Below are 26,135 nucleotides of genomic sequence, written 5' to 3'. Positions count from 1 at the left end.
TATCAAAATTCACTTAGTAAAGACATCGCCTTTTACGAATTCATCAAAAGAATGGAAACATATAGAAATATTAAAGACACAACAATCTTTTTAGACAGTTCAAATGATTTCTTAAAAAATATAAATGGATATAAATAAAAAACGAATTGGTGGTTTCAAAAATAGATTTATTATCTATTTTGAAACCACCAATTCATTTTATTTTCTTTCAATATTAGAAAAACCTTTTATCGTACTTCTCATTTTCTTCAATACCCAAGGCGATTTTACTTCATCATCTTTATCATTTATCATTAATACAAAGTTATCAGCCATAGTTTCTTCTGGATGATATGTATAGTCTGTATTTTCTCCAATCAAACTATAATAATCTTCAAGTTCTCCCTTTTGGACTATTATAGGCGATCCCTCTTTTAAAATTGGAACTGCTCTTCCATTTATTATCTCTACTGCAATCATATCATCATTTAGATATTTAAAAAATGTTTCATCTGATTCTAAATCATACTCTTCTTTAGAATATATTATTGGTATCCAAGATGAAACTTTTCCATCTAATAAACTATTTATATAATAATTCATATCTGGTGCATCAGGATTTCCTATAGTAAAATCTTTAAGTTCTTTCGGAATTTCTAAATCTGAACACTTTTGATAATGTATTATACTATAAATTGACTCTCTCTTATCTATATTATGTCTAGAATACACGTGAAACAACTCATGGCTCAATATAGATTCTAATTCTGTCTCATTCATATATTCAACATAAGCACCAGGCATTATTATGGCATTCGCCCTAGTATATGCAGCTCCTCCCTCTATGAATCCATTTGTGTTTATAAGCAATATTTGCTCTGGCAAATTCAATTCATAAGGCTCTATTTTCTTTAAAATTTTAGAAATTGCATTTTCTAATTTTTCTTTACTCTTATCATCATACTCTATAACAGCTTTTTTATAATACTCAGCTCTTTCACTTTCTGTCAAAATTTTATCTACCTTGAATTTCGCTCTGTAATCAAACTTACTTAATTTAGAAGTATAATCATCTTCCTTTGCAAGCAATTTAACTGCATTCTCTTCTTCAGCAAATATAAATTTAGGCTCACTATATTTCGCTTTTGTCTCAACCTCTACCCCATCATTTAGCTTCAAATCATTACTGATATTTTCTTTAATATCTGGTTGTCTAGTACATCCAATAAGAACCAATAATACAGCAACATATAGCACTCTATTTATCCATTTTTTCAAAATTTTCCACCTCTCTTTACAGTATTTATACTAAAAAAGCTCTGAAGCTAATGCTTCAGAGCTATATAGGCTTAAATTATTTTACTTCTACATTAGTAGCTTGTGGACCTTTTTCGCCTTCAACTACTTCGAAAGTAACTTCTTCACCTTCGTTTAATGATTTGAATCCGTCTTTGTTGATTTGTGAAAAGTGTACGAATACGTCGTTTCCATCTTCACCAGTAATAAATCCAAATCCTTTTTCTGCGTTAAACCATTTTACTGTTCCATTCATCATTCTTAAATTCCTCCAAAATATCAATATTTCTTTAATCCAATCGAATCAAAGCTCTGATTACATTATAACGCTTTTAGTTATTTATGGCAAACCTTTTTTCACTTTTTAAGCTCATTTTAATCTACTTTAAATCTCTAAATTACTAACTATTCATTGGTCTCTTTGTGTAGTAGGCTAATCCTATTGCTCCTGGTCCTACATGTGTTCCTATAACTGCTCCTATTTCTCCAATAATAGCATCTATTCCAATAGATTTTAGCTCCTTAATTACAAGTTTAGCCATTTCTTCATTCTGAATATGGTGAACTACAACTTCACCTAATCCAAATTTCTCTACATCCATTTTCATAATTTCTACAATCTTAGCTATTGCTTTTTTGCTACTTCTAACTTTAGTTATAACATCAGTTTTTCCATCTTTAACTGTCAGTATAGGAATAATTTTCAATAGTGAACCTAAAAATGCACTAGCTCCTCCAATTCGTCCACCCATTTTTAAGTAATCTAAATTTTTAGGTGCAAACACAAATCTAGTTCGTTCTCTCATCAAAAGAGCTTTTTCAACACATTTATTCAAATCTGAACCCTTTTTAGCCTCTTTAGCAGCCTCTAAAACCATCCAACCTAATTGCATACAATTCGATTTAGAATCTAATATCTCAATATTTCCATTTGAAAATTCCTCTAAAATCATACTTTTAGCAAGTAAAGCACTTTGATACGTTCCACTCATTTCTGATGACAGAAAAATACCTAATACAGAATCTCCCTCTGATAAATTATCTCTAAATAAACTAAGCATTTCACCAATCTCTGGTTGTGATGATTTTGGAAATGCCTTTAATTTTTCTAGCTCTCCATAAAAGTATTCACTTGAAATATCCACTTCCTTAAAATGCTTATCTTCTAATGAAACATTTAATGAAACAATTTCTATATCCATAGATTCAATTAAATTCTGTGGAATATATGATGTGCTATCCGTTATTATTTTAACTCCCATATTTCCTCCTCAATCATCCGTTTTTGAATCTGATTCAAAATTTACTCTTCATTATATCATTATAATTATAAGCTATCAATACTAGTACCCTAACCTTAAATATTTTAGGATAAAAAAAGAAGTCAAAAACGACTTCTCTTTTTTGCAATATTATATTGCCCAGTTTCCATTATCAAATACTACTAGCTCTTCTCCGCTATGTGTTACTCCTACTATTTTTAATTCAGGTGACCCCACCATGAAATCAACATGTATCAAACTATAATTTGCACCTCTTTTTTCTAAACCGTCTTGATCTAATTCAACTCCATCTTTCAAAGTATAAGGATATGCTCTTCCTAAGGCAAAGTGACAAGATGCATTTTCATCATACAAAGTATTTGAGAATATTAAATTTGAATTTGATATTGGAGAATCATCTGGTACTAAAGCAATTTCACCTAAATATCTAGCTCCTTCATCTGTATTCAATAATTGTTCTAAAACTTCATATCCTTTCTCTGCATAAAAATCTACTACTTTTCCTGCTTCAAATGTAAATCCAAATCCATCAATTAACTGTCCTCTTACATTAAGTGGTTTAGTACTTTTTAGTGTTCCATTTACTTTTTTGTAATGAGGCATAGAGAAAACTTCTTCTGTAGGCATATTTGGCATAAAATCCTGACCATTCACATCAGGCTTACTTCCACCAACCCAAACATGATCATCCGCTAAATACACTTCTAAATCGGTTCCTGGTGCTTTATATATCATCTTTTCAAAATTTTTCTCTGTCAAATACTTAGAATAATGCTTAAGTGCCGCATCGTGTTTTTTCCAATCTTCAACTGGATTTTCTCCATCTATTCTAGCAATTTTAAATATTTGCTCCCACAACTTTTCGATTGCTTCTTTTTCACTTAACTCTGGAAATACAAGTTTAGCCCATTCTGGAGATGCCGCTGCAACTATATTCCATTTAACAGTGCCCGTCATAGTAGCTTTCATAAATCCCTCTAATGCCTCAGATGAAGTTTTAGAATCTTTAGCTACCAAACTTGGATCTATTTCTTTTAATAACTCCGGATTTGGTGCCATTACATTTATCAACGTATAATTTTCTTCAACTAATTTTTCATACGACATCTTAATAAACTCAGGAAATTCTTCAAATACCTGGTTACTGCCAAATTTATATCTATTTAGTCTCATTTCATCATCCGAAATTTTAACTTCAACATGTTTTGCACCAGCTTCATATGCCTTCTTCTGAACTTTTCTAGCTAAAGGAAGTGCTGCAATAGATGTATTTAAAAGCAATCCTTGTCCTTCTTTCAAATTCACACCAACTTTAACAGCAACTTCTGCATATTTTTCTAAATTCTTTTCAAATTGATTCATAATTTGCCCTCCTTGATTTATATAAAAACAATTCTAATTCGTTAAAAATATTTTATCGTTTTCCAACTTTTTTTGCAAGGGCTTTTATAAATCTATTTATTTTTGCACTTTATCAAATTCTATAACAAACTTAGTTCCTTTATTTAATTTACTCTTACATCTAATAGTCCCTCCCATAACTTGAGTAACTAAATTATATACTATGCTAAGTCCCAATCCACTACCACCTTTTTCCTTTTTGGTTGTAAAGAATGGATCAAAAATTCTATTTACAATTTCCTCATCAATACCCGCACCATCGTCTTTGTAAATAATTCTGACCCGTTCTCCTAGATCAATTCCTTCAATACTGATTTGTCCCTCTTCTTTGTTTTCAAAACCGTGAACTAAAGTATTCATAAGTAAATTAGTAATAAGCTGTGAAAGAGCCCCCGGATAGCCGTCTATATAAAGTTCACTCGGTATATTTATATCTATTTTATGCTTTGTTTTTTTGTATTTTGGATAAAGATTTGCCAAAATAGTCTCCATATATTCTTTCAAATCAAATCTTCGCTTAACTTTACCACTTTGATCAACTGCTACTTGTTTAAAATCTGCAACCAACTCTGCCGCTCTAAGTAAATTATTTTCTAAAGTCTCCGCAGCTTCTTTTACCACAGAAATATATTGGTCAAATCTTTTCTTTGAAAGTTTCTGATTTACATAATCTTTTTCTAACATTTTAGTTTTTTGTGATAAATGAGTAGATAATGTAAGTGCTATTCCAATAGGTGTATTAATTTCATGAGCTACCCCAGCTACGACTTCACTTGCCAAATTCAACTTAGCAGATTGTATTAACTCCTCTCTAGTATCTGTAAGTTCATCTAAAGTCAATTCTAATTCGTTATTTTTAACTATTAATTCAGCTTGTACCTCTTCAATATTTGCAAGAGTTTCTTCCAAATATTCATTTGTTTGAATCAATTGCTCTGTTCTGCTCTCTACCTTTTGCTCAAGCTCTAAATTAAGACTATTCAATCGTTTTTTTGACTCTAATATCTGTAATCTCATTCCTTCAATCTTATCCGCTAAATTTCCCAATTCATTTTTTGAATCTAACTCAACAGGGTTATCGTAGTCGCCACTAGCCATCAAATCAATCGCTCTTTCTAATTCATTTATTTGAATAGCAACTTTTCTTCCAATAAATATTATTACAAACATAACTACGATAAAAATAAAAAACATCTCAACAGCGTGTTCGAATAGCTTGTCTCTAACTCTATCCAAACTCAATTTATCACTTATTTCTATCTTTATTGTTCCAATATCCATACCTCTGTGTTTCAATTGCCTAGTATATTTTGATTTATATTCTATTCCTATATTATCATCTTTATTTTCGCTTATAATTAGTTTCCCTTCATTATCAAATACTTCTATGCCACTAATCTCCGGATACAATAGCATCTCTTTTGCGCATTTCTCTGCAGCTACAAAATCTCCATAATAAATCAAATCATCTACGCTCTCTTCTGATAATTCAATCAACAAATTATATCTATCTAATCTATTTATTTTTTCTGCATTTGTATCTGAATTCCATTTAAAATACAATACGCCAAAAATAGCAATCACCATAACGATCATTGTTCCAAATGCAATCTGACTTCCAATCCACTTTCTATTAAAGTATTTCAATGCAAAACACCACCTACATGTACCCTCTTTATAAAATTAAGCACATCATTTATCATTTTATACCCAAAAACTTCAAATTAAAAAAGCTATTTCTACATTAACATAGAAATAGCTTTTTCAAACTTTAGTATTTTTTTAATATTCTCATAGCATTAAACACTGCTAATATTGAAATCCCTACATCTCCAAATATCGCAAGCCACATAGGTGCCATACCAAATATTGCAAATCCCATTATGATAGCTTTTGTTCCGAGTGCCAAACCTATATTTTCTTTTACTATCTTGCTTGTAAATTTTGCAATAGATATACTATCTATAAGCTTTGCAGGATCGTCATTCATTATAACTACATCCGCAGCTTCAATTGCAGCATCTGATCCTACTCCGCCCATGGCTACTCCTATGTCTGCTCTAGCAAGTACTGGTGCATCATTTATTCCATCGCCAACAAAAACAAGATTTCCATTTGTTCTAGCTTTTAATCTCTCTTCGACCTTTTGTACTTTTTCATCTGGCATAAGCTCTGAATAGTAATTATCAAGTTTTAGAATCTTTGCAACTTCATCCGCTGTTGATTTTCTATCACCTGTAAGCATAGTCAGTTCACGCACTCCAATATTCTTCAATCCACCAATCGCCTCTTGAGATGTATCTTTAATCTCATCTTTTATAACAAGACTACCTGCCCACATTTTATTTATAGCAATATAGACTATTGTACCGGTTTTATCTATAGAATTTACTTTGATTTTATTGGCTTTCAAAAATTTTATATTTCCAATCAATATATTTTTATCGTCTATAGTTGCCTCTATACCGCTACCTCTAATTTCTTTGTAAATTAGCATTTTAGAAACATCTATGGTACCACCATATGCCGCTACTATAGATTTGGCAATTGGATGCGTTGACTGACTTTCAACAATTGCTGTCATTTCAAGTAATTGTGATTCTGTATATTTATCATTTTCAACTATAACCTCTGAAACTTTAAAGTTTCCTCTAGTTAAAGTTCCTGTCTTATCAAATAATATCTGATCTACATTGCTCAAAGCTTCTAAATAATTACCGCCTTTAACTAGAACTCCATGCCTTGAAGATGCTCCAAGTCCAGCAAAATAAGACATTGGAACTGATATTACTAAAGCACAAGGACAAGAAACCACTAAGAATGTTGCTCCTCGAATTAACCAATCTTCAAAACTCGCATCTGTTATGAACAAAGGTGGTATAACTGCTATCAATACTGCTATTAACACTACTATTGGTGTATAGTACTTAGCAAATTTAGTAATTTTAAGCTCTGTTTGGGCTTTTTTATTGCTTGCATTTTGTACTAAATTTAATATCTTAGATACTGCCGATTCTCCAAAAGTCTTTGTTACTTTAACCGTAATCAATCCATCTATATTAATACTCCCACTCACAACATCATCACCCTTTCTTATATCTCTCGGTAATGATTCTCCTGTAAGCGCTTTTGTATCAATTGATGTCATCCCTTCTATAACTACTCCATCAAGCGGAATCTTTTCTCCAGGTTTTACGATTATAACATCATTTATTTTTACTTTATCGGGAGCTACCTTGGTAATCTTATTATCTTTTTTTAGATTTGCAAATTCTGGCCTAATGTCCATCAAATCAGCTATAGATTTTCTAGAAGAATCCACTGCCCTTCCTTGGAAATACTCACCAATTTGATAAAGTAGCATTACCATAACAGCTTCTGGATATTCTCCTACAAATATAGCTGCAAATGTAGCTATAGTCATCAAGAAATTTTCGTCAAATAATTCTCTTCTAGCTATATTTTTAGCAGATCTTATTATAATATCTGTTCCAACCATCAAATATGCTACCATAAAAATTACCCATGAATAACTCCATGATTTGAAATACAGTCCCAAAGCAACTAATATACCGCTTATCGCTACTCTAAAAACAGTTTTATCTTTGAACAAGGATTTGCTATCTTTGTCGTTCGATTTATCTGACTCTGAAATAACCCTTACATCCGGCTCTAAATCTTTTACTATTTTTTTTATTTTCAACTCTGTTTCTTTTTTATTTTTCAAAATAACAACACTTAGTTGCGAAAGATTAAATTGAAGTTCCGCATACTCCACATCAGTTAGTTTTGAAACTTGACGCTCTATTTTTTTCGCACAGCTAGGGCAATTTAAACCAGCAAGCTTATATATCTCTGCCGATTTTTGAGACCTACTATGCCTATGGGACTCTGAATCTGAGTCATCATCATTGTGATCACAGCACCCGCAAGATTCGTGTTCATGCTCTGATTCTGTAAACTGCACAGCACAACTACCCTCTATTTTTATATTGGAGTCATTTCTTTTCATACCGCAAGAACAAACCCCATTTTCAAAATGATGCACATGATGCCCCTTTGAGCTTACGTGGTTGCTATTATCACAACCACATCCACACCCTCCATGCTCATGCTTGTGTTTCAATACTAAAGTTTTCATATATATCCTCCTTATTCTCTGATATGTTCTAATGCCATATCTAATATTTTTTGTATGTGATCATCAGCCAAACTATAATAAATCATCTTACCACTTCGTCTCGCTTTTACGAGTCTTTCTGCTTTTAATGTTCTAAGCTGATGTGAAACTGCAGATTGAGTCATCTCAACAACCTCTGTTAAGTGCTGTACACACAATTCTGAATGTGATAATGCACTCAGAACTTTTAATCTCGTAGGATCACTAAATATTTTTAATAACCTTGCAATCTCATAAATCTCATCTTCACCAATCATAGCTTCTTTAACTATCTCTAAACTTTCTAGCGTTTCACCACCACAATGGCACTCTTCATTCTTTTTCATATTAGCACTCCTTCATATGAGCAACTATTCATATGTTGCTTTAATTATATCATTTCACATTTTTTTGTCAATCTTAATCTGAAAATAACTCTTTATTTACAAAAAATAACTTAGCAATGCGATTTACATCAGCAACTTGCTAAGTTATATTATATACATATCCCTAATCTTGTAGTTTTTCTATAATTACGCCTAAAACATCATCTGCTTTTTCATTGTCTACCTGACAAGTTCCTGCATTTTTATGTCCTCCGCCATTATACTTTAGCATTAGCTCACCAATATTAGCCTGTGATGATCTATTTACTATAGATTTACCAACCGCAAATACAGTATTTTGCTTTTTGAGCCCCCATATTTCTTGAATAGATATCGTAGTTTCTGGGTACATCGCATATTTTAAAAATCTATTTCCAGGGTATATTATCTCTTCTTCTTTTAATCTTATAACCAAAACATTACCATGAACTTCAGAACATCTTTTCAATTGATCTCTAAATTGTTTATCATAATGATTGTATAAATCAACTCTTTCTTTTACATCCGGCAATTCAAGAATTTCTTCTATTCCGTGATCTTTACAATAGTCTATCAAATCCATCATCAAATTGTAATTTGATATTCTAAATTCTCTAAATCTACCAAGACCAGTTCTCGCATCCATCATAAAGCTAAGAAGTTCCCAACCTTGCGGATTTAGTATATCTTCTTTAGTAAATTGTGCAGAATCTGCTTTATCCACAGCAAGCATCATCTCTTCGCTAATATTTGTAAATTTTTCAGCACCACCGTAATAATTATATACAACACGAGCCGCTGACGGTGCATCTGCTTCTATTATGTGGTTTTCTTTCTTTCCCACTCTAATAGTCTCACTTAAATGATGATCAAACGCCAAGTGAACTCCTTCTACATACGGCAAATTTGTTGTTATATCTTTTTCAGTTACCTCAATCAAACCATCTTGCATATCTTTCGGATGTACAAATTTGATATCATCTATCAAATCCATCTCTTTTAGTAATACTGCACAAACCAAACCGTCAAAGTCACTTCTAGTTATCAATCTATATTTTTGCATTAAAAAGCCCCCCATAAGATTTCATATTCTAAGTAATTATCTTTTACCCATTTATATACTATTCATCAAAAAAAGGATGTATTTTGAAAAAATTCTGCAATAACATCGCAGAACGAATTGACACTTCCTCTTCCTCTAGTATTCGCTTAGCTTCTTTGCTATCTATCAATAGAATTTCAGCATCCTCACTATCTTCTTGATTCTCCTTACTAGGTTCGCCTGAATATTTACCATAAACTATATTTACTCGCTCATTGACTATACCAACAGAAACATATCTCTCCTTCTCAACATATTCCGGAAAAAATTGCATTCCTGTCTCTTCTTTGAATTCTCTTATACTAGCTTCTTTGATAGACTCACCCTCATCTATCAATCCTGCTGGGAACATATAAATATGTCTGCCTGCAGAAACTCTATATTCTTTAAGCATTACTATTTTGTCCTTAGAATCATTCATAGCAAACATCATGGCTCCATCTGTATATGATTGGTGTTTCTTAATTTCGTTCTCCAATCGATTTACCCCTTGCCTAGATACTAACTCCCAAGTCTTCTTTTTGCCACCAATAGTTTCATACTCTATTTCAAAAGAATTAAGATATCTCAAACTTTTTATAGGCCTAATCGCTTGTATTTTCAATTTTTCTGACATATTCAAGACTCCTTTCCATATACTACATTATACCATATTTATTGAATATTTTTGAAACTCATTTTCCGTAAATAAATGGTATAATATAGTTATTATTATTTTAACTAAATTCACATCATTTTAAAAGGAGATTTTTAATATATGTTTCGTTGGGAAATAGATTCACAAATTGACTTGCGTTTATTAGAACCATCAATAGCATTTCCACTCTACAATTTAGTAGAACAAAACTTCGATTTCCTAAGCAAATGGCTAAATTGGGCAAAAAAAGCATCTGATTTTGACTATGTCGAGCAATACATTGCTTATGCTCAAGAACTTTACTCTGAAAATCAAGGTTTTCATGCTGGAATTTTCTATGAAAATTTATTAGTAGGATTAGTATCATTTGAATATGGTAAAACTGGAAAGTCTGGTTCTTTGGGTTACTGGTTGATTGAAGACTTTAACGGAAAAGGTATAGTAACTAGATCATGCAAGGCAATAATAGATTATGCGTTTAACACCTTGTACTTAAATAGGCTTGAAATACGATGTGCTAGTGAAAACTTTAGAAGTCAAGGAATTCCAATTCGATTGGGTTTTAAAAAAGAAGGAGTGATAAGACACGGAGAAGAACTTGATGGACAAATTATAGATCATATTTTATACGGTTTGACTATAGAAGATTTTAAAAAGGAGAACTAACATGAATTCACAACAAAAAGGAATATCACTTATGCTACTATCCTCTCTTTGTTTTTCTCTAATGGCTGTTAGTGTAAAATTATTACCCGATATTCCAACTTACGAGAAAATATTTTTTAGAAATTTTACTGGTTTGATAATTAGTTTTTTCATAATCAAATCCAAGAATCAAAGTTTTATAGGTAATAACAAAAAACTTTTAATTTTAAGATCTACATTCGGTCTACTCGGTGTAGCTGCTTATTTCTACTCTATATCTAAATTACCTCTAGCTAATTCTGCAATTTTAAACAAATTATCACCAATATTTGTTCTGATATTTGCGAGCCTTATTCTAGGAGAAAAAATAAAAAAACTTCAAATTCCAGCTCTGATAATTTCAGTTTTTGGAATCGCCCTAGTTATAAAACCTGGAATAAATACAAATTTTGCAGTACAAATTATAGGTCTATCATCTGCAGTCTTTGCAGGTATGGCATATACCGTTGTGAGAAAGTTAAGAGAATACGACAGTCCCGAAACCATAGTTCTCTATTTCTGTCTACTATCCTCTTCGGCTATGTTACCATTTTTTATAACCGAAGGTTTTGTTATGCCTACTCCTAGAGGATGGATTTCAGCTATACTCTTAGGAATATTTGCTACACTTGCACAGCTCAGCCTTACAAAAGCTTATCGCTACGCACCTGCTGGTGAACTTTCAATATACTCGTATAGCAATATCATTTTTTCTGCTATTATAGGATTGATTTTATGGAATGAAATACCAGATTCTTTATCAATTATAGGAGGTATTTTAATTATTCTAGGCGGATATATAAACTATATGTGTAATAAACCACAAATAAAAAAAGTAAGAGTTACCAGTAGGTAACTCTTACTTTTTTATTTTGCAAGTGACATTATATCAAAAGCTCTATTTCCCGCATCATCTACATGTATTTTAGTAATTTTGTTATCTTCTATTACCAAACTTATAGTTGTACTAAGTGTATATCCATCAGGATCTACTAAATAATAAGTTTCAACTTCTTTATTGTTATTTACATTTAAGATTCTACTAACTGGTGAGTAAACTTCAAAGTCATTGTTGAAAGAAACTATTTCTTGATTCAAATATTTTTTCTCAAGTGTTTCCTGTATACTCTTCAAGTCATCGTAATTGTAATCGAATGCTTCCTTTTTAGGCTGGCTTTCTAGCACTGATTCAAAACTATAAAACATATAATCAGTTTCAAATAAATCCTGTGATACAGTTCCAACAAATGTATCTAATTTAGCCTCTCTCAATTTTGATTTCTCAAAAATCAAATATAAACTAGTTCCATCTTCATTTCCTATTGGATAAATAGAAACATAATTTCCATAATCTTCATCAGAAGGATTTTCCTTATTGAAGTACACTGTAGTAACAGGTTCTTTCAAAACTTCACTATAGTCAATGTTTTCAGTTGCACCACTTACGTGTCCTTCCAGTATACTTGGATCTGCATAAATTTGATCAAACGGTACATTCAAACTTTCTATCTTCTCATTTTCTTCACTTGGAGTTTCCTTAGTTTTAGCCTCTTCTTCATTTTGAGATTCTGCACTTGTTTCTACCTTAACATTATCAGATGTTTGTTCCTTAGCCTTATTTTCTCCATTTGAGCAACCTGTCGATATAATTACTAAACTAAGCATCAACGCTATAACCAATTTTCTCATAAAAACTACCTCTCTTCTCTTATACTCTCTCTAATCACACAAGTTAGTATATATCAGAAATGATACTTAAACGTATCAAAATAATGTATAGATAATTACAAAAAAATGACAAAAAAGTTTCTTTTTAAAAAATTTTTAATCTAAACAAATTTTCCATCAAATTATTTTATAATTCAACACAATCCAAATAATAACTTTTTACTGAATAAAATCCACTAAAAATTTCTTATTCTAACTTTTTTCATACTTATACGTCTTCCCTTTATTTCTTTTTTCTCAAGTTTTGAAAAAATATAATCCCCTTTTCCATTTAAAATTTCAACATAAGAACAAGTCTTTTGTACATCTATGATTCCTATGTCTTCTACATCTACATTGTCTATTGAAGCTATTGCTCCTACTAAATCACCCGGTCTAATCTTCTTATCTTTTCCTGCATTTATTCTTATTTTCACTATATTTTTATTAAAATTTTCGGCCTTATCTTTTCTGCCACTTGGCTTTGATTTCAATACTTCTGCACTACTATTTATATCTGCAATATCATCTTTTTTGAGCTCTCTTCTAATTATACTATAATCCATCTGCTCTTCTATTTCTTTGACAAATTTCATCTCACTTTCAAGCACAAGGCTTATAGCGCACCCTTTATTTCCCATCCTAGCAGTTCTTCCAATTCTGTGTACATATTCTTCATGCTTAAAGGGCAATTCATAATTTATTACATGTGTTATTCTATCAAAATCAATACCTCTTGCAGCTACGCCTGTAGCTATAAGCAATCTATAGTGACCTCTTCTGAATTTTTGAAATATCTTGATCCTCATCCCCTGCGACATACCACCGTGCAAGCCTTCACATAAATACCCTAATCTCTTAAGATACTTTTTGAGCGATTCAACACCTGACCTTGTGTTGCAAAATATTAATCCAAATTCTGGCAAATATTCCTTTAAAATTCTATCTATAACTATTTTTCTATTTTTATTTTCAACTTCATAAAAGTACTGTACTATATCAAGTTTACTATCCTTTATTTTATCCTCTATCTCAATATATTTTGGACTTTCCATATATCTTTTCGCTAAATTTAGAATAAAATCTGGCATAGTTGCAGAAAAAAACATAGTTTGTTTTCTATTTGATATCTTATCTAATATATAACTAACATCATCTGCAAAACCTAATTCAAGCATCTCGTCAGCTTCATCTAATATCAACGTTTCAATATTATCTAACTTTACATTCCCCCTCTTAATATGATCTATTAATCGTCCTGGAGTCGCAACTATTACGTGTACTCGCTGCTTTAATTCATTTTTTTGCATCTCTATGGATTGCCTGCCAAATACAGCAGCACACCTTATCTTTTTAAATCTACCGATTAAACCAATCTCTTCTTTTATTTGAATTGCAAGCTCCCTTGTCGGTACTAGTATTAATACCTGACCTTCTCTGCTTTCAATATCAATTTTTTGACAAATGGGAATTCCAAATGCCGCTGTCTTTCCACTTCCAGTTTTAGATTTCACTACAAGATCCTCGTGTCCTAATACATGTTTTATAACTTTTTCCTGTACCAAAGTCGGCTTTTCATAATTTAACAATTTTAATGCTCTAAGTATATTTTTATCTAATTCATATTTATTAAAATTCAACGCATTACCTACTCTCTTTTTTCTCATACTAGATTATCACAAAACGACTTTCTGCAACAGATATTTTTTTAATATTATTTTTATATACTCCATGTATTGTTTTTAGTATTTCTCACTTAAGTATTGTACACTTGGCTTTTCTCGTTTATACTCGTATTAAAAAGTTTAAAAGGAGTTTTTTATGAATTTAATACCTTATATTTTCAACGCTTTCATGTACCCATTCGAAAAACTGGCGTTACATAAACAGCGTACCCGATTGATTTCAAGTGTACATGGTAATGTTCTTGAATTCGGTGCAGGAACCGACGCCAAATCCTATATTAACAGTACACGTTCAATATGATAAAATAGTACTCATAGAAAGGATGATTACTATGTATACTGTTGGAATAATCACTGCTAGCGATAGCGGTTTTATAGGTAAAAGAGAAGATTTAAGTGGTCCTTTGATAGAAAAAATAGTTTCTGAAAAAGGATACGATGTAGTTGAAAAAACGCTACTTCCTGATGATTTAGATTTACTTTTTCAAAAAATAATTCAGATGAGTGATGAAAAAAAAATAAACTTGATTCTCACAACTGGAGGTACCGGCTTCAGTATAAGGGACAATACTCCCGAAGCCACTGAAAAAGCTTTGACCAAAAGAGCACCTGGAATTTGCGAAGCCATAAGGGCATATAGCTTACAAATAACACCAAAAGCTATGCTATCTAGAGGTGTATCTGGTATAAGAAATCAAACCTTGATTGTAAATTTACCTGGAAGTCCTAAAGCCGTAAAAGAATCTCTAGAATATGCACTAGATGCAATACACCATGGTTTAGAAATTCTAAATGGCGATGTAGATAACTGCGCTCGCTAAGTTATTATTTTATAGAAAAAGAGCTTAAATTCAAAATTTATTTTTTATAAAATAAATCTTGAATTTAAGCTCTTTTTCCCATTCTCAAAATATGCTATTTCACTTAGTCTTCAATTACTAAAATTTCATCCCCAACTCTCACTTTTCCAGTCTTCAATACTCTGGTAAATATGCCTTGTGTAGGCATTATACACTGCCCTACTTGAGCTTTTATGGCACATCCGTTGTGACATTTCTTACCAATCTGAGTTACTTCTTGAATAGTTTCTCCAATCTGCATTTTAGTACCAACAGGTAGTTCCCAAAGCTTTATCCCTTCAGTAGTTAAATTCTCTGCAAATTTTCCAGTACAAAGACCCTTAACACCCATAGCTTTCATAGTATCCACACTCTCTTGCCCTAAAAGACTTACTTGCCTATGCCATTTACCTGCATGAGCATCTCCTTCGAGTCCATGTTCTTCAATAAAATTCCCTTCTTCTATCGAATTTTTTGGAACTCCTTTTTCTTCGCTTATATTAATTGCAAGTATTTTTCCTTTTATCATATTACCTCTCCTCTCTCTTAAAGTGCCCGCTCTTTCCACCTAGTTTTTCAATTAATTTTATATCTCCAATTACCATTTCTCTATCAACTGCCTTGCACATATCATATATAGTCAATGCCGCCACAGAAACTGCATTTAGTGCTTCCATTTCAACCCCTGTCTTCCCAACTGTTTTTACTCTAGCTTCTATATGTATAGATGATTTTTCTTCATCTATCTCATAATTTATATCTGCTCCAGTTAAAAATATATTGTGGCACATAGGAATCAAATCACTAGTTTTTTTCGCTCCCATTATCCCAGCTATTTGAGCTACAGAAAGCACATCTCCTTTCTTCATATTACCTTCTTTTATAAATTCTAACGTCTCTGGCTTCATAGTTATACTGCCTTTAGCTACAGCAATTCGCTTTGTGTCGTCTTTCTCTTCAACCGAAACCATTTTTGCATTTCCAAATTCATTAAAATGTGTAAGTTTCATAATTTAACCTCCAATACAATTCATACTTCTCACTATTGGCTTAAAACCAACTTCATTTATGTGATGTCTATGTGGCTTATTATATATAGCTTTTTCTAATTCGATTTTTAATACTTCATCCGACTGCTTTAAGTACCGCTTTAAATCTATTTCTATATCGCTGTGAAGACATGGTTTAAGTTTGCCGTCAGGGGTAAGTCTTATTCTATTGCACTCGCTACAAAAATGGCTAGAAATAGGGTTTATAAATCCTACTTTTCCCCTATTGGATTTTTTTATGAAATATTTTGCTGGTCCATTTGACTTAGTACAATTTTCTTCAAATAAATCTCTATGCCTTTCGATTATGCTCGTATTAGATATAAACTTCGAACTACTCCACTCTGCAGCTTCTCCTATTGGCATAAGCTCTATGAATCTCACTTCTAAATTTTTTCTAGCTAAACTTATAAATGTCTCTATTTCGTCCGTATTAAATCCATTTATCAAAACTGTATTTAACTTTATAGGCATTATCCTAGCTTCTTCAGCTGCATTTATCCCCTCTAATACATCCTCTAAATTTCCGCCTCTAGTTATTTGTTCAAATTTTGTACTATCTAAAGTATCGAGACTTATATTTAACCTATTTAATCCAGCCCGGCTAAGCTCTTTTGCGTATTTTTTTAATAAAATACCATTTGTTGTCATCGACAGATCTTCGACTCCATCAATTTGAGATATTTTAGAAACCAACTCAACTATATCATTTCTAACAAGAGGCTCTCCCCCTGTTATTCGCACTTTCTTAACTCCCAAATTTACAGCAGCTTTTACTATTCTTATATAATCTTCAAATCTGAGAATTTCTGAATGACATTTTTTGTCTATTCCTTTCTCTGGCATACAATATTTACACTTTAAATTACACAAATCTGTAACCGATAATCTAAGATAATCAATCTCTCTGTTGTACTGATCTTTCAATTTAAATCTCCTCTTTCGCTTTAAATTCGATATACGATAGAGGATGTAGCTCGTATCCGCCCAAATTCTCTATCCTACACTTGAACTCTTTACTCTTAAGTATTTCTAATACATTTTTGACTATTGGATGATCTATTTCATCTTTTGATACCAAAAAGTCATAATCTTCAAGTGCCATCGGTATAAAATCTATGTCCATCAATTTTGCAACTGATTCTATTCCAAGACCTATGTCTGCATTGCCTGATTTTACTGCTAATGCTACTCCTGTATGAGTCGTAAACTCTCTTTTATAACCTTCAATTTCTCCATTGTCCATATCTTGTTTTTTCAAATAATAATCGAATAGTACTCTTGTACCAGAGCCCTTTTGTCTATTCGCAAATATCAGTTTTTTGTCAATTATATCTTCTATGGATTTTATATTCAATGGATTTCCCTTTTTGACATAAATCCCTTGAACCCGCTTTATTCCTTTTATCAAATAAACATCTTTGTTTTTTAAGTATTTTTCTACAGATTTTGTATTATATTCACCGCTTACTTCATCTAGTAAATGAATAGGTGCTATATGTGCTTCACCTTTCTTGATAGCCATTATACCACCTAAACTACCAACATGTGCAGATGATAAACTATATAAATTTGATTCTTTTGAAATTATGTCGTTTAAATGATCAATTATTATATCATGGCTCCCTATTGATACTAATGAGTTTTTTATATAGTCTTCATTTCTAAGTAACTCAACTTCAGCTCTACGTCCCGCTTCATATCCTTCTACATTTTTAGGAATTGTCAATATTCCATCTGCCTTTACCAAAGACATCGTAACCCCTGCCCCTCTGCTAAGAGGCGTACCGATTATATTATCGCCAACTTTTCCTAGTTTCATTCTAACAAACTCCTTGTGTTTAAGTGCAGAAACTATTCTCTTAGACAATACTATCTCTGTTGTTTCTATATTCGCCCTCTTATGATTTGATATAAGCGGAATTACAAATTCTCTAAATGATATAAATGCCGAAACAGGATAGCCTGGTATTCCTATAACTGGTTTTCCATTTATTTTACCGAGTATCGTTGGCTTCCCTGGTTTTATAGCTATTCCATGTACAAATACTTCACCTATCTCATTTATTATATCACAAGTATAATCTTCTGAACCTGCTGATGATCCTGCATTTATGACAACAATATCATTCTCTTCTACTGCTTTCTCTATAGCTTGCTTTATAAGAACTCTATCATCTTTAACAGGCTTATATCTCTTTGCTATGCCTCCAGCTTCAATTACCATGGCTTCAAAAACTCTAGAATTGGAATCTATTATAGATCCTAGTTTTAAAGTATCTCCAGGATTTACTATTTCTGTTCCTGTAGGTATAATTCCGACTGTAGATTTTTTTTGAACCTCAATCTCCGTCAAACCACCACTTAATATTGCACCTAAATCTACCGGTTTCACCTCATGACCAGATGGTAAAATCATATCGCCTACTGCTATGTCCTCTCCCACAACTCTAACATGCTGCCACGGATGACTTGGTTTCATTATCTCTATATATTCTGCATCTACTACATTGACATCCTCTATCATAATAACTGAATTATAAGGATATACAATCGGATCCCCAGTATCAACATATACAAAATCATCCTCTACCTTTAGCTTCACAGTATTTCTCTCATGAGCCCCATATGTCTTTTTCGCTTCAACAGCTATTCCATCCATTGCAGATGCATTGTAATGTGGATTAGATATCTGAGCAAAAATAGGTTTTGCTAATTTTCTGCCTAGACTATCATCAACGCTAATCATTTCCGTATTATCCAATAAAAAGTTCTCAAAATGTTCTTCACAAAGCTCTATAGCTTCTTCTAAATCAACTGTTTCTAAATAAATATTTCTTTTATTTTTCATACAAAACCACCCTATTACCTTTAATATTAGAATAAATTTACTTCAACACGCTCGCCTTTTTCTAATCCCTCTTTTGACATTGGTATTTCTATATATCCATCTGCTTTAGAAAATAATGATACCATTCCTGATTTTCCATGAACAGGATTTGCTATAAGTTTACCATTAGCTTTTTCGAGCTGTACCATATAAAATACATCTCTTCCAGAAGATACATGAACCTGAAAATTTGATTCAGCTATGCATGTTTTAACTTTATTCTCTGCTTTCATAAGCATATTTTTCAAAAATGGTTCAACTATTACTTTATATGATATCAAACACGATGCAGGATGTCCTGGAAGCCCAAACACGGCTTTATCTCCTATTTTCGCTATTATAGTTGGTTTTCCCGGTTTTATAGCTATTCCGTGAACTAAAACTCCTGGATTACCTATTTCATTTATTATATCTGGCGTCTGGTCATGATTTCCAACTGAACTCCCTCCAGAAATAATTACAACATCTGCTTTTGATAAGGCTTCTTCAAAACCACACTTTAAACAATCAAAATCATCTTTAATGTGTTTCAAAACACTTATATTACATCCTAATTGCTGAAGCATAGCCCCTATTTCAAAAGAATTTACATCTCGTACTTCTCCAATATTTGGTTTATCATCTATAGAAATTACTTCATCGCCAGTCGATAAGATAGCTACATTTAATTTCTTTCTAACTTGCACTTTAGCTTTTCCAATAGCAGCTAGTGCACCTATGTGGTTTGGAAGTATCTCTATTCCACTTTCTAAAACTTTTTCTCCAAATTTCACATCATCACCTATGCCAACTATATTCTCTCTAATCGATGCAGGTCTATAAATAGCAACTTCATCTTCCATTTTTTCACTAAACTCTATCATGACCATGGCATCTGCATTTTCAGGTAACATTCCACCAGTTGGAACATACATTGTCTCTCCATTTTTGAGACTTTTAATGTTTTTTTCACCCATTTTTGCCTCTCCAATCAATGTCAAAAAAGCTGGCATGCTATCACTGCATCCCACTATATCTTCCATAATAACAGCATATCCATCTACTGTAGACCTTATAAAATTTGGAATATTCTCATCTGAATAAATATCTTCAGCTAAAATTCTTCCCCTTGACTCAAATAAGTTAACTTCCTCCATGTCATTTTGATAAAATTCAAATTCCTCTTCTAACAATGTTTTTACAGATTCTTTTGTTGCCACAGTAAACATTTCCATATCCTATTCTCCTATTTTTTGATAAACTTTTTGAGCAAATGCTTCTATTGAATTCATGTGTTTGTATTGTTCAAATATATCTCTTTTGGTAACGGCTTTAACACCCTTGTCTTTAACCCAATATACTTTATCACATAATCTAAATGCTTGCTGTAAATTATGGGTCACTATTACTATAGTTGTTCCTCTTCTTTTTTGATCTTCAATCAAAACCGATTCTATTACTTCAACTGTTTTAGCATCTATATTTGCAGTTGGTTCATCTAGCAATATAAGCTCTGGTTCGAATACCAACGCTCTAGCAAGAGCTACCTTTTGCTTTTCACCAGATGAAAGTGTTTTAGCTCTCTGATTAATTAATGTTTCTAATGACAATGGTTTCAAAAGAGGTTCTATTCTAGATTCAATATCAGCTTTTGAGTATCTTCTCAATTTTAGAGGATAATATAAATTTTCCTCCACTGAACCTTCTAACATATATGGTACTTGACTCAAATATGTCATCTTAGAATTTACTTTACTCAAAGGAATATCACTTCCATAGGTTATTTCACCTCTAAATTCCTTGTCTAAATTCGCTATCATCCTAAGCAGAGTGGTCTTTCCTCCACCATTCGGCCCTATAAACCCATTTATCTTTCCAGATTCAAATTCCTCTTCTACATTTTCAAATATTAACTTTTCCCCAAAGTATTTTGTAATTCCACTTAATTTAACTTTCATTTTTCCCCTCCGATAACCTGTGAATTAAACCATTTGTTATTATCGCAATTATAATAAGTACTAGACCCATCGCAATTGATTTAGAATAATTTCCCATGCTATTGTTCATCGCTATAAATGTAGTCATAACTCTTGTATGGTCTTTTATATTACCTCCAACAATCATGACCGCACCAACTTCTGAAATAGCGCGGCCAAATCCTGTTGTTATAGCTACTGCAAATGTAGATCTAAGTTCTCTTATCACAAGGAAAAAACAATCTTTTTTACTTCCTCCTAATACGGTGCATATTTCATAAATTTGATGACCATATTTCTGTGTTGCATTATAAACGAGTCCCGTAATTATTGGTGTCACTAATAAAGTTTGAGCTGCAATCATCGCTACCGGTGTGAACATTAATTCTAGAGAACCAAGAGGTCCTCTTCTTGATATAATAAGTGCCACAAATAAACCAACAACTACCGGCGGAGATGCCATGAATGCATAGGTAAAGCGCACCCAAAAGCGCTTTGTAACAAAATCATAAAGTCCCATAACAATCCCTAAACCAAGCCCAATACAAGAAGCTATCATTGTAGATACAAAAGATACAAAAATGGATAAACCCACAATCCCATATATTTCAGCATCTAGTGAACTCAATAGTGAAATAGCCTCTTTAATTCCTTCAATAATATACGTCATATTTGATCACTCTTTCATGTATTTTTACTTTGCATTTGGGACAAATAGTGGTTGTCCAAATTTTTCAACTCCAAATTCCGAAATCAGCTTTTGAGTCTCTTCCGACAATAGCCATTTGATAAATTCATCGGCTCCCTTAGAATTAATTTTGTCATTTTTCTCTGGATTTACAGCAATTACTCCATATTGATTAAATAATATTTCGTCGCCCTCCACTATAACTTTTAAATCTATTTTATCAGACATACTTAAAAATGTAGCTCTATCAGACATTGTATATCCTTGCATTTCGTCCGTCATTTGTATTACATCTCCCATTCCCTTACCTGCTGAAATGTAATTGTCTCCCTCTGGTGTAATTTCTGCTGAAGCCCAAAGCGACTTTTCTTTTTTATGAGTACCTGAATCATCTCCTCTAGAAATAAATTTTTCGCCTGATGAATTCAGCTTTTTTAACGCTTCAACAACATTTGATGCATACTCTTTTAAACCAGCTGGATCACTTTCTGGTCCAACAATTACGAAATCATTGTACATTACATCAAATCTTTCAACTCCATGATTTTCAGAAACAAACGTTTCTTCTGATGGCTTTGCATGAACTAACAAAACGTCAGCCTCTCCATCTCTTCCCATTTGAAGTGCTTTTCCTGTACCTACCGCAACAACTTTAACATCGATATTTGTCTGTTCTTTAAATACTGGTAATATAGCATCTAATAATCCACTGTTCTCTGTAGAAGTAGTAGTTGAAAGTATTATGCTCGTATTTTCTTCTACTGCATTATCCTTAACACTCTCCCCTTTACATCCTGCTAATACCAACATTGTAAACATAACCATAAAACACACATTAATAAACTTCTTCATCTTTTCTCCATCCTTTTTTGTCGTCTCTCCTCGTTTTTGGCCTGTAAAACTATAAAACGCGCTCTAAAAAGAACGCGTTTAAAGAATCTCTTCTAAAATAAATTTGTATACCAAAAATATAATCAAATTTACAACATGTTCTTCCTTTCCAAATACGGGAGGCAATTGAATTTCTTCTATTACCCATCGGTTTAATTCCCATAGATATCCTTAGGTAATTAAACTCGGAATAACCTTTTATTAAATTGTATTGATCTAAAACTTTATTCTCTCATACTCATTTGAAAGCAAATCAATATAAAGAATTTCATTTCTCAAAATTTCTCCTCTTCTCAGAAGAATTTTAATCACTTCTGAAACTTGTATCGATGCTACTTGAGCAGGAGTAAACGATGGATTTCCAATTTTCTTTTCTATTCCATCTTTCTTTTTAGAGTTATAAACTCTATTTAGTAACTTATCTCCAGGATATATAGTAGCTACTTGCCCATACCATCCTGCTATCGCTCCATGCACCATAGGTATTTTTTCTACCTCACAAATATCTTGAAGCAAAAATCTCGTATTTATCGAATCTAGAGCATCTACTACCACATTACATGACTGAACTATTTGATTTCCATTGTTTTCATCTAAATACGTTTCCCAAAGTTTTATACAAATTTCTGGATCAATGCTTTCAAGACGTCTCTTTGCAGCAACAGCTTTCGATTCATTTATATTTCGAGTTGTGGATAATATTTGTCTGTTTAAATTCGTCTCATCAAATACATCCCCATCTACTAATATTAATTCACCAACTCCGACTCTACAAAGCATTTCTGCTATATATCCACCTAATCCACCACATCCAATTACAGCCACACTAGATGATTTTAAAATATCCATATCTTCTTTTGAAAATATTCCATTTCTTGCATACCTCATCTAGCCACCTCCAACTGGTGGAAATATTGATAGATAATCTCCTTCGACCAAGTTTTGATCAAAATCTCCATCTCGGCCATTTACAAGTAGTATTGCAACATCACTCTCTGCTATCTCAAGTTCTGACAATATTTTTGAAGGAGTAGGTTCTTCTATTTCCAGATAAACTTTTTTGCCTCGCCCTTCTCTGAACGTAGCAAATAATCTCACTTCCGTTTTCATTCTTTTATTTTAGCCCTAATTTTTGGAGTCTATCTTCAGTTGGTATTCCATCTTTTCCCCAACCTCTGATTTCATAATACTCTGGTAACAATTCTTCTAATTTATGTGTCCAACCTTTAGAAGGTCCTTCTGGAATAGGTTCTTCTAATAATCTTTTAGGTAATTTATCTTCTTTAGGCGATATTCCCGATTCTAAGTTGAACATTTTTTCTATATTCCAAATTCGCTCTCCAGCTTCCATGATAGATTCCTCTGTATGCTCTGTTCCACAAACCGCATTTACCAATCTAGCATAATCCGGTGCACCAAGTGCAAATGATGTAAACAAACACATTCCTAGTGAATCTATAGATGCTGTCAAATCTTGAAATGCTTTAGCCCAAAATGCTTTTCCATCTAGTGATAATCTATCTAATTTCTCTGGCAATCCCAATATTTCTGGTGAAATTAGATATCCTCTAACATGACATCCACCACGATTAGATGTAGCATATTGAAGCCCTTGACCTTGAATACCTCTTGGATCATAAGCTGGCAATTCTTGTTTTTTTACACTCATAGATAAATCCGCTCTACCATACATTTCCGCTAATCTATATGATCCTTCTGCTAATTTATCTCCAAATCCATCTCTGTAAGCTAACTTTTTTGTCCACTCAACAACAGCATCTGCATTTCCAAATTCAAGTGGCGTACCATTAATTTCTTCTGGTTTTACCAAACCTAGTTCTCTAAGTTCCATAGCTGCTGCTAATGTACATCCTGCTGAAATAGTATCAAGCCCTAATTCATTACACCAATGATTTGCTTTTATTACTTCTCCTAAATCGTGTATTCCACAATCAGATCCAAATGCCCAAAGTGTTTCATACTCTGGTCCAGCCATTTCTTGACCGTCTACTTTACACCATCTACCACAGGCAATAGGACATCTATAACAAGCTGTTCGCTTCACTAAGAAATCTTCTTTCATGGTCTCTCCACTTATCTCATCTGCTCTCTCATCATAAGAAGTCTGGAAGTTATTACATGGGTATGAACCGTTTTCATTGATTACATTTACAAGTATCGCAGTTCCATAAGTCGGAAGACCTTCTCCACTTACTGGATTCTTTCTTATTTTTGCAACACTCTCTTTGAATACTTCTTTTAATGCAGCTTCGTCTTTAACCTGAACTTTATTTGTTCCTCTTACTACTAATGCCTTTAGATTTTTAGAACCCATAACAGCACCAACACCGGATCTACCCGCGGCTCTATCTTTACAATTCATTATAGCTGCTATATTAGATAAATTCTCTCCTGCCGGACCTATTGTCAAAACTTTTGACTTTTCTCCATGCTTTTCTTGCAATATATCTGTAGTCTCTCCAACAAGTTTTCCCCAAATATGGTCTGCATCTATAAACTCTACTTTATCATCTTCTATATTCACATAAATCGGTTTCTCAGCTTTTCCTTCAAATATAACCATGTCATAACCAGCAAATTTGAGTTCTGCTCCAAAAAAACCACCTGAATTAGAACTAGCTATAGTTCCTGTAAGTGGCGATTTTGTAACAACCATGTATCGTCCACCAGTTGGCGTTGCAGTTCCTGTAAGTGGACCTGTAACTACCATCAATTTATTTTCTGGACTAAGGGCATCTACTTTAGGATCTACTTCGTCCATCATAAACTTAGTACCTAACCCACGCCCTCCAATATATTTCTTAGCTACATCTAAGTTCAAATCTTCAACTTTGAATTCTTTTGTGCTTAGATTTATTCGCAAATATCTTCCATTATAACCATACATAAAAATTGACCTCCTCTATCATTTTCAACTTGCTATTAATCTTCAAATGCAAGAGTTGTGCCAATATCAAATGATAGAAATGAAGCCATTTTCATGATAAAGTATATTTAAAATACATAGAATTGTATCAAAAAAGAACACTTATCTTTCGTTAATGTGTTCCATTCTAGCACAATGTTCCACTTTAGTACACCTATTTTCTACAAAACACCTCGCATTACATGTTATTTTGTATTTCTCTATCTTTCTATATAATGTATTTCTACCTATTCCAAGGATTTTAGATGCTTTTGTCATGTTGAATTCTGTTTTCCACAAAATTTCTTTTATATGTTTTCGCTCTACATCTTCAAGACTCATTAATTCAATATTATTTGCATTAATTCCAAACTCATCCTTTATATTCGCCTCTATATCAAGAAATTCTATAGGAATTCGTTCTTTATTTATCGACAGTTCTATAAAATTTTCTAGTTCCCTCACGTTTCCTGGCCACGTATAATTTTTTAATTTATTTAACTCCCATATGCTTATATTTAGTGGTTTTTTATTTATCCTATGAGATATTTTTGCCATGAAATACTCTATTAAAATTGGTATATCCTCTTTTCGCTCTC

At 32.5% G+C, this 26,135-nt stretch carries 26 protein-coding genes and 1 riboswitch; of the genes, 3 read left to right on the top strand and 23 right to left on the bottom strand.

The window, feature by feature from the left end; genetic code table 11:
- Positions 1-198 precede the first annotated feature (198 nt).
- From N4A40_00375 to N4A40_00335, 9 genes are all read right to left on the bottom strand, one after another.
- Positions 199-1,257, bottom strand: coding sequence for a hypothetical protein (locus tag N4A40_00375; GenBank protein MCT4660283.1), 1,059 nt, complete (start codon positions 1,255-1,257; stop codon positions 199-201).
- A gap of 76 nt (positions 1,258-1,333) precedes the next feature.
- Positions 1,334-1,534, bottom strand: coding sequence for a cold-shock protein (locus N4A40_00370; protein ID MCT4660282.1), 201 nt, complete (start codon positions 1,532-1,534; stop codon positions 1,334-1,336).
- 142 nt (positions 1,535-1,676) lie between these two features.
- Positions 1,677-2,537, bottom strand: coding sequence for a DegV family protein (locus tag N4A40_00365; protein ID MCT4660281.1), 861 nt, complete (start codon positions 2,535-2,537; stop codon positions 1,677-1,679).
- Positions 2,538-2,687: 150 nt separating this feature from the next.
- Positions 2,688-3,920 (bottom strand): aminopeptidase, encoded by a 1,233-nt coding sequence (locus N4A40_00360; protein MCT4660280.1) that lies wholly within the window; start codon positions 3,918-3,920, stop codon positions 2,688-2,690.
- A gap of 96 nt (positions 3,921-4,016) precedes the next feature.
- Complete coding sequence (locus tag N4A40_00355; protein MCT4660279.1) at positions 4,017-5,606, bottom strand: ATP-binding protein; 1,590 nt, start codon at positions 5,604-5,606, stop codon at positions 4,017-4,019.
- Between the two features lie 124 nt (positions 5,607-5,730).
- Positions 5,731-8,100 (bottom strand): heavy metal translocating P-type ATPase, encoded by a 2,370-nt coding sequence (locus N4A40_00350; GenBank protein ID MCT4660278.1) that lies wholly within the window; start codon positions 8,098-8,100, stop codon positions 5,731-5,733.
- An 11-nt stretch (positions 8,101-8,111) separates the two neighbouring features.
- Positions 8,112-8,465: a metalloregulator ArsR/SmtB family transcription factor gene (locus N4A40_00345; GenBank protein MCT4660277.1), complete on the bottom strand. Its 354-nt coding sequence runs from the start codon at positions 8,463-8,465 to the stop codon at positions 8,112-8,114.
- 163 nt (positions 8,466-8,628) lie between these two features.
- Complete coding sequence (locus N4A40_00340; GenBank protein ID MCT4660276.1) at positions 8,629-9,546, bottom strand: exopolyphosphatase; 918 nt, start codon at positions 9,544-9,546, stop codon at positions 8,629-8,631.
- A 58-nt stretch (positions 9,547-9,604) separates the two neighbouring features.
- On the bottom strand, positions 9,605-10,201 hold the full coding sequence (locus tag N4A40_00335; GenBank protein ID MCT4660275.1) for an NUDIX hydrolase: 597 nt from the start codon (positions 10,199-10,201) through the stop codon (positions 9,605-9,607).
- A gap of 141 nt (positions 10,202-10,342) precedes the next feature.
- Between N4A40_00335 and N4A40_00330 the strand changes: the two genes are divergently transcribed.
- Together N4A40_00330 and N4A40_00325 are read left to right on the top strand one after the other, a co-directional pair.
- Complete coding sequence (locus tag N4A40_00330) at positions 10,343-10,888, top strand: GNAT family N-acetyltransferase (GenBank protein MCT4660274.1); 546 nt, start codon at positions 10,343-10,345, stop codon at positions 10,886-10,888.
- 1 nt (position 10,889) lies between these two features.
- A complete protein-coding gene (locus N4A40_00325; GenBank protein ID MCT4660273.1) occupies positions 10,890-11,762 on the top strand; it encodes a DMT family transporter in 873 nt (290 codons plus the stop codon).
- Between the two features lie 11 nt (positions 11,763-11,773).
- On the opposite strand, the gene N4A40_00320 is transcribed toward N4A40_00325, so the two are convergent.
- Entirely contained in the window at positions 11,774-12,595 is an 822-nt protein-coding gene (locus N4A40_00320; GenBank protein ID MCT4660272.1) for a hypothetical protein, read from the bottom strand.
- A 215-nt stretch (positions 12,596-12,810) separates the two neighbouring features.
- Positions 12,811-14,280, bottom strand: a complete 1,470-nt coding sequence (locus tag N4A40_00315; protein MCT4660271.1) for a DEAD/DEAH box helicase — start codon at positions 14,278-14,280, stop codon at positions 12,811-12,813.
- Positions 14,281-14,549: 269 nt separating this feature from the next.
- Between N4A40_00315 and N4A40_00310 the strand changes: the two genes are divergently transcribed.
- On the top strand, positions 14,550-15,119 hold the full coding sequence (locus tag N4A40_00310; protein ID MCT4660270.1) for a MogA/MoaB family molybdenum cofactor biosynthesis protein: 570 nt from the start codon (positions 14,550-14,552) through the stop codon (positions 15,117-15,119).
- 103 nt (positions 15,120-15,222) lie between these two features.
- On the opposite strand, the gene N4A40_00305 is transcribed toward N4A40_00310, so the two are convergent.
- From N4A40_00305 to N4A40_00250, 12 genes are all read right to left on the bottom strand, one after another.
- On the bottom strand, positions 15,223-15,666 hold the full coding sequence (locus N4A40_00305; protein MCT4660269.1) for an MOSC domain-containing protein: 444 nt from the start codon (positions 15,664-15,666) through the stop codon (positions 15,223-15,225).
- A gap of 1 nt (position 15,667) precedes the next feature.
- On the bottom strand, positions 15,668-16,150 hold the full coding sequence (moaC, locus tag N4A40_00300) for a cyclic pyranopterin monophosphate synthase MoaC (protein MCT4660268.1): 483 nt from the start codon (positions 16,148-16,150) through the stop codon (positions 15,668-15,670).
- Complete coding sequence (gene moaA / locus N4A40_00295; protein ID MCT4660267.1) at positions 16,151-17,113, bottom strand: GTP 3',8-cyclase MoaA; 963 nt, start codon at positions 17,111-17,113, stop codon at positions 16,151-16,153. It lies immediately after the preceding gene.
- A gap of 1 nt (position 17,114) precedes the next feature.
- Positions 17,115-19,037, bottom strand: a complete 1,923-nt coding sequence (locus N4A40_00290; GenBank protein MCT4660266.1) for a molybdopterin biosynthesis protein — start codon at positions 19,035-19,037, stop codon at positions 17,115-17,117.
- Between the two features lie 26 nt (positions 19,038-19,063).
- Positions 19,064-20,290, bottom strand: coding sequence for a molybdopterin molybdotransferase MoeA (locus N4A40_00285; protein ID MCT4660265.1), 1,227 nt, complete (start codon positions 20,288-20,290; stop codon positions 19,064-19,066).
- Positions 20,291-20,293: 3 nt separating this feature from the next.
- Positions 20,294-21,013, bottom strand: a complete 720-nt coding sequence (locus N4A40_00280; protein ID MCT4660264.1) for an ABC transporter ATP-binding protein — start codon at positions 21,011-21,013, stop codon at positions 20,294-20,296.
- On the bottom strand, positions 21,003-21,701 hold the full coding sequence (locus N4A40_00275) for an ABC transporter permease (GenBank protein MCT4660263.1): 699 nt from the start codon (positions 21,699-21,701) through the stop codon (positions 21,003-21,005). Before N4A40_00275 ends, N4A40_00280 begins: the two co-directional genes overlap by 11 nt.
- Positions 21,702-21,725: 24 nt before the next feature.
- The gene (locus N4A40_00270) at positions 21,726-22,571 is read right to left on the bottom strand and encodes a substrate-binding domain-containing protein (protein ID MCT4660262.1); all 846 of its coding nucleotides are present in this window, start codon (positions 22,569-22,571) and stop codon (positions 21,726-21,728) included.
- Positions 22,572-22,696: 125 nt separating this feature from the next.
- Positions 22,697-22,813, bottom strand: a riboswitch (molybdenum cofactor riboswitch).
- A gap of 13 nt (positions 22,814-22,826) precedes the next feature.
- Positions 22,827-23,498 (bottom strand): HesA/MoeB/ThiF family protein, encoded by a 672-nt coding sequence (locus tag N4A40_00265; protein ID MCT4660261.1) that lies wholly within the window; start codon positions 23,496-23,498, stop codon positions 22,827-22,829.
- Positions 23,499-23,720 (bottom strand): MoaD/ThiS family protein, encoded by a 222-nt coding sequence (locus N4A40_00260; protein MCT4660260.1) that lies wholly within the window; start codon positions 23,718-23,720, stop codon positions 23,499-23,501. It abuts the gene before it with no gap.
- 4 nt (positions 23,721-23,724) lie between these two features.
- Positions 23,725-25,518, bottom strand: a complete 1,794-nt coding sequence (locus N4A40_00255) for an aldehyde ferredoxin oxidoreductase family protein (GenBank protein MCT4660259.1) — start codon at positions 25,516-25,518, stop codon at positions 23,725-23,727.
- A gap of 141 nt (positions 25,519-25,659) precedes the next feature.
- Positions 25,660-26,135 (bottom strand): hypothetical protein (locus tag N4A40_00250; protein ID MCT4660258.1); only part of this gene is annotated, 476 nt, incomplete at its 5' end.

The sequence above is a fragment of the Tissierellales bacterium genome, assembly GCA_025210965.1.
Taxonomy (GTDB): domain Bacteria; phylum Bacillota; class Clostridia; order Tissierellales; family JAOAQY01; genus JAOAQY01.
This window is presented reverse-complemented; position numbering and strand designations above follow the sequence as displayed.